This is a genomic window from Burkholderia sp. KCJ3K979, from assembly GCF_016759955.1.
GTDB classification, from domain to species: domain Bacteria; phylum Pseudomonadota; class Gammaproteobacteria; order Burkholderiales; family Burkholderiaceae; genus Burkholderia; species Burkholderia orbicola.
In genome coordinates this window covers 1-7,736 of record NZ_JACFYV010000278.1, presented here as the reverse complement: position 1 = coordinate 7,736, position 7,736 = coordinate 1, and the positions used below count along the sequence as shown (strand labels likewise).

Annotated in this window: 3 protein-coding genes and 3 pseudogenes; 3 read left to right on the top strand and 3 right to left on the bottom strand. The window is 66.3% G+C overall.

The window, feature by feature from the left end; all coding sequences use genetic code 11:
• Nucleotides 1-1,095, top strand: a pseudogene (locus H3O04_RS32305) (beta strand repeat-containing protein); the annotation flags it as partial.
• A gap of 276 nt (nucleotides 1,096-1,371) precedes the next feature.
• Here H3O04_RS32305 and H3O04_RS32300 read toward each other — a convergent pair.
• A complete protein-coding gene (locus H3O04_RS32300; protein WP_006397039.1) occupies nucleotides 1,372-1,542 on the bottom strand; it encodes a hypothetical protein in 171 nt (56 codons plus the stop codon).
• A 54-nt stretch (nucleotides 1,543-1,596) separates the two neighbouring features.
• Nucleotides 1,597-2,850, bottom strand: a pseudogene (locus H3O04_RS32295) (DUF72 domain-containing protein).
• 52 nt (nucleotides 2,851-2,902) lie between these two features.
• On the opposite strand from H3O04_RS32295, the gene H3O04_RS32290 reads away from it, so the two are divergent.
• Complete coding sequence (locus tag H3O04_RS32290; protein WP_202589230.1) at nucleotides 2,903-5,080, top strand: TonB-dependent siderophore receptor; 2,178 nt, start codon at nucleotides 2,903-2,905, stop codon at nucleotides 5,078-5,080.
• Nucleotides 5,081-5,101: 21 nt separating this feature from the next.
• Here H3O04_RS32290 and H3O04_RS32285 read toward each other — a convergent pair whose 3' ends face one another.
• Complete coding sequence (locus H3O04_RS32285; RefSeq protein ID WP_074807770.1) at nucleotides 5,102-5,917, bottom strand: response regulator transcription factor; 816 nt, start codon at nucleotides 5,915-5,917, stop codon at nucleotides 5,102-5,104.
• Nucleotides 5,918-7,057: 1,140 nt separating this feature from the next.
• On the opposite strand from H3O04_RS32285, the pseudogene H3O04_RS32280 reads away from it, so the two are divergent.
• Nucleotides 7,058-7,736, top strand: a pseudogene (locus H3O04_RS32280) (adhesin); the annotation flags it as partial.

The following is a 7,736-nucleotide window of genomic DNA, read 5'->3' as shown; positions in this document are numbered from 1 at the left end:
GTCGGGGGCGGGACCGGTGGCCTCGGCGGCGTCGTCGGCACGGTAGCGAACACGGCAACGGGCGCAGTCGGAACGCTGACCGGCGCACTGGGCGGTGTCGGGGGCGGGACCGGTGGCCTCGGCGGCGTCGTCGGCACGGTAGCGAACACGGCAACGGGCGCAGTCGGAACGCTGACCGGCGCACTGGGCGGCGTCGGAGGCAGCACCGGCAGTCTCGGCGGCGTCGTCAGTACGGTAGCAAACACGGCCACGGGCGCAGTCGGAACACTGACCGGCGCACTGGGCGGCGTCGGAGGCAGCACCGGCAGTCTCGGCGGCGTCGTCAGCACGGTAGCAAACACGGCCACGGGCGCAGTCGGAACACTGACCGGCACACTGGGCGGTGTCGGCGGCGCAACCGGAGGTCTCGGCAACATCGTCGGCACGGTAGCCAACACCGGCACGGGTGTCGTCAACGCCGTCACCGGTGTCGCGGGCAACGGCGGCGCGCTGATCACGCCGATCACGAGCATCGTCGGCAATCTCGGCGGATCGCTGCCGGTCGGTGCCGCCACCGGCGCGATCGGCGCAGTGTCCGGCGCAGTAACCGGCGTCGCCGGCAGCGGCACGGCGGCGATCACGCCGCTCGCATCGGCGGTCACGTCATTGATCGGATCGGCAACGAGCGGCGCAGGCGGCATCGCCGGCGCCGGAACCGGCGTTCTCACGGGCGCAACCGGCGCGGCCGGCTCCCTCGCGGCGGTCACGACCGGCCTGACGGGTACGCTGGCGAACACCGTAACCGGCACGACGGGCGCGATCGCAGGCACGCTTCCGGCACTGAGTGTCGCGCTCAACGGCGGCACGGCGGCCGGTGCGGTCGGCGGCGCGACCAATGCAGTCGGCGCGCTCGTCTCCGGCGGCGCGACGATCGCCAACGCGGCGGTGCATTCGGTCGGTTCAGCTGTCGGATCGGTGGCCGGCGTGCTCCCGGCGCTGGCGGTTTCGCTGAACAGCGATTCCGCGCAAGGGGGCAGTGCCGGGGCAGGCGGCGGTCTGCTAGCGCCGGTGACGTCGCTCGTCAGCTCGCTGACCGCGCCGCTGCCGAGGAAGTAAGCGACGTGAGCACCCGGCCGCCGCGGTCAATGGGTGGCCGGGAACATTCGGGCGCGTCACGTACAAGCACGGCGGGATCACGATTCGGGATTCCCGCTCGCTCGTTTCGCTGACGCGCCGCTTTGCATTCGACTGCAGATCGCCACCGTACCGATGACGCACGACGTCCCACGCTAGATCGATACCATAAGCGTAAGGAATGCGAAGAATCGGATTGACGCTCGCACGTCGAACCCGACGCAACGAGCGACTACCGGCGCGCGACGCGCCGTGACACTACGATCGGTCGCGATTCCGGGCGCGCGTCGCGCCGGTGATGACCGCGATGCCGAACAGGATGACGGCCACGATCTCGATGATGTGCTGAGAGACGTGCAGCGTCATCAAACCCCAGGCGACGCCGCCGATGAAGATGATCCATCCGACCAGATAGATGAGCAGGGTCATCGTTTTTCTCCTTGCAGTATTGGCCCATGGAGCCGGTTGCCGGTCTTGCAAAATTTACCGGCGCGCGGCGAGCGCGATGAAGGGCGCGATCCGCGAGTGCAGGAGCATATTGCGCGCCTGCCCATGCGGCGGCGGACGACATTCCCGATGGTCATAGCGTGCCGAGCGTTTCATTGCGGCGCCACATCGTGCGCATGCAGCCCGAGCCGATCCATCAGCCGCCCGGCGTCGAACGGCGCCTGCGTTTTCGTGTCGTTGTCGAAATAGCAATACACGTCGCGCGTCGCCGCGCGCGGCGGTGGCAGCGCCGGCGCGGCGAGACGCGCATCGTCCGGCTGCGTGCCCCGGGTCCACGCTTCGATTCTGCGCGCCCATCGTTCGAGTGCCGTATCGGCATATTCGCCCGAATACTTCGTTTCGGTGCCGTGCAGCCGGATGTAGACGAAGCGTGCGCTCAGATCCTCGAACTGCGGCCACGCCTCGGTCGAATCCGACACGACGAGCGCGACCTTGTGGCGGCGCAGCAGCTTCACGAACGCCGGGTCCACGAAGCTGTCGTGCCGCACTTCCACCGCATGACGCAACGCTCGCTTGCGGTCGATCTGCAGATACGGTTCACGCACCCGCGAATCGTGCCGGCGGGCGAGCGCGAGCGCCGCTTCCGTGTCGGGGGGCAGCAGGCTCAGGAAGCGTTCCATGTGCGCCGGATCGAAACGCAGCGACGGCGGAAATTGCCACAGCAGCGGCCCCAGCTTGTCCTTCAGCGCGAACAGCCCCTGAGCGAAAAAATTCGCGCACGCGGTCGTGGCCGTTTCGCCGCGAAAGCGCAGCATGTGCGTCAGGTAGCGCGAGCCTTTCACGCTGAACACGAACCCGGGCGGTGTGTCGGCGTACCAGCGCCGCCAACTGTCAGGCGCTTGCAAGCTGTAGTGCGTGCCGTTGATCTCGATCGTCTGCATGCGGCCCGATGCATACCGCAGCTCGCTGGCCTGCTTCAGGTCGGCGGGATAGAACGTCCCTCGCCAGCCGGGGTAGCGCCAGCCTGAAATGCCGATGTGAATCCTGCCGGATGTGCGTGTCACGTCGATGCCCGGTTGCGCCGGGTTCCTGGTGCGGTCCGTGCGACGAGCAATCTGCGTGCCTCCGCCTTCGTCGATTTGATTTTTTTAAAGACCGCGCCACGTTCGGCCGGTATGATCGCTGCGCTCGCGAACGGCGCGACCGGACGGTGCATCCCGACGCTCCACGCATCACTGCCTTCGCCAGCACGGCAATCACGACACCACCGGACGGACCCCGGCGACGCATGGTCCGCCGATCCGGCCGAACGGGCCAACCAGCACGACGGAGTATCGAAACGATGTGGATGGAGACAGGGACGGGGCGGCGCGCGCGGGCGATCGTGGCCGGCGGAGCGTGGTGCGTGGCCGCCGCGGGCGGGGCGCATGCGCAGGCATCGGCGCCGGGCGCGGCGGTGGCCGTGCTGCCGGCCATCGACGTGCGAGGGCCGGCCGATGCTGCTTCGTCCATCGGACTGGTCGGGCGGCGCACCGCCACCGGCACCAAGACCGACACGCCGGTCGACGAGATTCCGCAAACGCTCAACCTCGTGACCGCGCAACAGATCGACATGACCGGCGCGGCCGACCTGAACCAGGCGTTGCGCTACGTGCCGGGTTTCGCGACGTTCGGCGCCGACAGCCGCACCGACTGGTATGCGGCGCTGCGCGGCTTCACGCCGACGCTGTACGTCGACGGCCTGCCGGCGCCGAACGCGGCCGTGATCGCGAACTGGCGCGTCGATCCGTACACGATCGACTCGATCGCGGTGCTGCGCGGGCCGACGTCGGTGCTGTACGGCGCGGGCGAGCCGGGTGCGATCGTCGACGCGCATACGAAGCTGGCCGACGGCGAGCGCGTGCGCGAAGCCGGCGTGCAGATCGGCAACGATGCGCGCAAGCAAGCCATGCTCGACGTCGGCGACAGGCTCGATCCGGATGGCAAGTACGCCTACCGATTCGTCGGCGTCGCACGCGACGGCAACGCGGTGACCGGCCCGAACGGCGACCGCCGCGTCGCGCTCGCGCCGTCGTTCCGGTGGCGGCCGAACGCCGACACGTCGCTGACGCTTTCCGCGACGTTCCTGCAGGACAGCGGCGACATCTCGTCGAACTTCCTGCCCGCGTCGGGCACGGTGCTGCCGAACCCGAATGGCCGCCTGTCGCAGGACCTCTACATGGGCGACCCGTCGTTCAACGACTACCGCAAGAAGCAATGGTCGCTCGGCTACGCGCTGGAACACCGCGTGAATGCGATCTGGTCGCTGCACCAGGACGTGCGCTGGTCGCACCTGTCGCTCGACGATGCGACAGTGTTCGGCAACGGCCTCGCGCCCCGCAGCACGACGAACATGATGCGTTTCGCGGGGCTGTTCCAGCTCAACTACAGCCGGTTCGACATCGACAACCACGCGCAGGCGCGCTTCGGCACGGGGTCGCTCGAACACACGCTGCTGTTCGGCGTGCAGTTCGACCGGCAGACGACGACCAACAGCGTATGGCTCGCGCTCGCGCCGTCGCTCGACCTGTACCACCCCGTCTATCGGCCCGTGACGGCCGCGATCTTCTCCGGCCCGACGTCGCTCGGCCACGTCGATCAGTACACCGCGATGAACGGTGTCGGCGTGTACGCGCAGGACCAGATCCGCTGGCAGCGCTGGACGCTGACGCTCGGCGGCCGCGAGGATGTCGTGAATGCGCGCTTCGACGACCGCACCGCCGGCACGCATGCGCAGCAGGACGTCAGTGCGTTCTCCGGGCGCGTCGGGCTCACCTATCGCGGCGACGCGGGATTGTCGCCTTACGTCAGCTATTCGACGTCGTTCGATCCCGTCATCGGCGTGCGGATGTTCGGCGGCGGCTTGCCGAAACCGACCCGCGGCACGCAGACGGAGGCCGGGCTGCGCTGGCAGCCGGCCGGCCGGAACCTGATGCTGAACGCGGCCGTGTATCAGATCGACCAGACCAACGTCGTGACGCCGACGCCGGTCAATCTCGACCCGACCGGCACGACGTCGGTGCAGACCGGCAAGGTGCGCTCGCGCGGCATCGAGCTGAGCGCGGTCGGCAAGGTGACGCACGGGCTGTCGATCGTCGCGTCGTATGCATATCAGGACGTCAAGAACGTGCAGGCGAACGACGTATCGCTGAACCACTGGCCGGTGTCCGTGCCGCTGCCGCGGCAGATGGCGTCGATGTGGGCCGACTGGACCTGGCACACGGGCGCGCTGGCGGGCCTCGGCGTCGGCGGCGGCGTGCGCTACCAGAGCGCGTCGGCGGGCGCGCCGGACAATTCGCTGACGGTGCCGAGCGCGACCCTTTACGACCTCGCGATCCATTACGACCTGCCGCGCTGGCGTTTCGCGGTGAACGTCGCGAACCTGTTCGACCGGCGCTATGTGAGCGGCTGCCAGTCGTACGCGGTGTGCGTGTTCGGCAACGAGCGGACCGTGCTGGCCAGCGCGAAATACAACTGGTAAGCACGTTCGCGTTGCATCGGCCTACGCGCGGCGTTGCGGCTGCCGGGCTGCGGCGCGCGCACCCGCGTGGCCCTGGCGGCGCCATTCGGTCGGTGTGATGCCGAACCGTTCGCGAAAGGCGGTCGCGAAATTGGCCGGCGTGGAAAAGCCGATTTCCTTCGCGATGCTGGCGATGCTGAGCGAGGTGGAATCCAGCAGATCCTGCGCGATCCGCAGCCGCTCGTAGCGCAGATACTCGAACACCGTCTGGCCGAGATTGTCGCGAAACGCACGCGACAAGCGTTTTTCGTGCGTGCCGACCGCACGCGCCAGTTCTTCCACCGTCGGCGGATCGTTCAGCGTGCGCGACAGGTGGCGGATCGCCGCGCGTACGATGATGTCGTCTTCCTTACCGCCCGCGGGCGAGCCTTCCGCCTGTTCCGCCGCGGCCGGCCGTTCGCGTTTCGTGCGCGAGAGCTGCACGCGAATCCGCGCGATCACTTCCGCCGGCTCGAACGGTTTCACCACATAGTCGACGCCGCCGATCTCGAGCCCTTCGAGCCGCTCGTGCAATGCGTCGGCCACGGTCAGGAAGATGACCGGGATCGCGCACGTCAGCGGATCGGCGGCGAGCAGACGGCATGCGGTGAAGCCGTCCATGCGCGGCATGCGCACGTCCATCAGGATCAGGTCGGGCATCAGTGCCTGCGCGCGCTGGCACGCTTGCGTGCCGTCGAATGCGATGCTGATCCGGCATCCCGTGCTGCGCAGGATGTCGATCAGCAACCTTAGCTGGTCGGGTTGATCGTCGACGATCAGGATATGCGCGTCGCTCAATGCGGAGATCGATGAAGACATCGTGCACCTGTTGTGAAAAGGCGGTTGACTGCGTTTCCGCGGGTGGCCTGCCCGGTGTGGAGGAAACGTCGGAAGCCGCTCTGTGGCGATGCATCCATTGCATCGCATGCTCGCATCGACTCCGTACAGAGCGGAACCGCGCGGCAGGCAATCGCTCGGCGCATCGCACGGCGTTCGTTGTTTTGATCGCCAAGCCGGTCGACACGCGAGGGATTGCCGTGCTCGCGTGGAAATGATCGCGACTGCCGGAATCGGTGCGAGCGGAATTGTAGGAGCATATTTCGAATCCGGCCAGACATGGCGGCCCTATTCGCCCGATTCACCCTTCACGATTATCGAAAATGGCGGTTTGCGACAGGAACGTGAAGCGTCGATGTGCGTCAATGTTCGTGGTTTACGCGTATATCCGGCGTAAAAGCGCCGAGTCGGCCGGTTTCGAGGTTGTCTTTTTCAGAAAGTTTTTTAATCGAATCCGCTTTGGCAAAGTATTTATCCGCCCGGTAAAAGATTTTGAATGGCGGCGTGGGTGCGAAATCGTTTGCGAGATGAGTGTATTTTACGTAAGTCGTTGAATATTTTAGATTTTACAATCTATAAAGAATGTCGGCTTTAATAATTTAATCTCGTGTCTCATAATTCGTCCGAACTTTGAATGACGGGTGGAGCAGGGCAGCGGAAGTGCCGCAAGCGGCGACGGACGTTGTCAGACCCGGGGCCTGCGCATCAATTGATGCTCGTCCAGGCACATGCTTGCTGCACGGAAATGGAACCCGGTTGCCGGGGATGAAATAAAAGAAGCGTGGTGGGTCGCGGTCGGCGCGACGACAAATCGGGGATGTTCATGACGACGGGTTGAATCTCTGGATTCAGCCGGGGGAAGACTCGTCCATAAGAATCAATACGTATTCCTAATGCAATAGTCGGATTAGCGGAACGGGACGTCGAACCGACGGCATGCCCGGGGCTTTCGAACGCCCTGTCGAAACGAGCGTGCGCGATACGTGTCGTCTCGACAGGGCTTGTGTCCGGGCCGTGGAATCCACTTTCGAGAGAAGTCGCAACCGTAATCGAAGTCGAAGCTGTCAATAAAAGTAAGTAGTCCGTATTCAAACCAGACGCTACACAACGGAGCAGAAGACCATGAAGAGGAAGCAGATTTCGGCGCTTGCCGCCGCGATGTTCACGGGTGCGGGTGTGCTGATCGCCGGCGCCGCTCATGCGGACAATTTCGTCGACCGCGGCAACCCCGACAACGCGCTGAACGGCCAGTGTATCGACGGCACCAACCCGCTATGCGTGGCAACGAAGAACGGCAGCTACGTGGCGGTCAGCACCGCGAACGTGACGCAAGGCACCAATGCGAAGGCCGGCACCAGCGGCATCGCGATCGGCGACCAGTCGAATGCGAGCAGCAAGGGCGGCACCAGCAGCGGCGGCGCGATCGCGATCGGCGTCGGCTCGCAGGCGCTGGCGAACTCGGCCACCGCGATCGGCACGGTGGCGGTCGCGCAGGGCAATACCGCGCTGGCGATCGGCCGTCAGTCGGCGGCGGTCGGCGATTTCTCGATGGCGCTCGGCAACGTCGCGGATGCGCACGGCACGAGCTCGATCGCGCTCGGCCACTCGGCGCTCGCCAGCGGCGACCGCTCGGTCGCGATCGGCGGCGCGAACCCGACGTCGAGCGACGGCGTATCGGCCGGCGCATCGTATGACGCGGCGACGCAAACGCGTGCCGCCGGCACGCAGTCGGTGGCGATCGGCGCCGGCGCGCAGACGAACGACAACAACCAGGTAGCGATCGGCTCGGGCAGCGTCGGCG

Coding starts and splice junctions, on each gene's coding strand:
- H3O04_RS32300 (WP_006397039.1), bottom strand. CDS start 1,542: ATGACCCTGCTCATCTATCTGGTCGGATGGATCATCTTCATCGGCGGC.
- H3O04_RS32285 (WP_074807770.1), bottom strand. CDS start 5,917: ATGTCTTCATCGATCTCCGCATTGAGCGACGCGCATATCCTGATCGTC.
- H3O04_RS32290 (WP_202589230.1), top strand. CDS start 2,903: ATGTGGATGGAGACAGGGACGGGGCGGCGCGCGCGGGCGATCGTGGCC.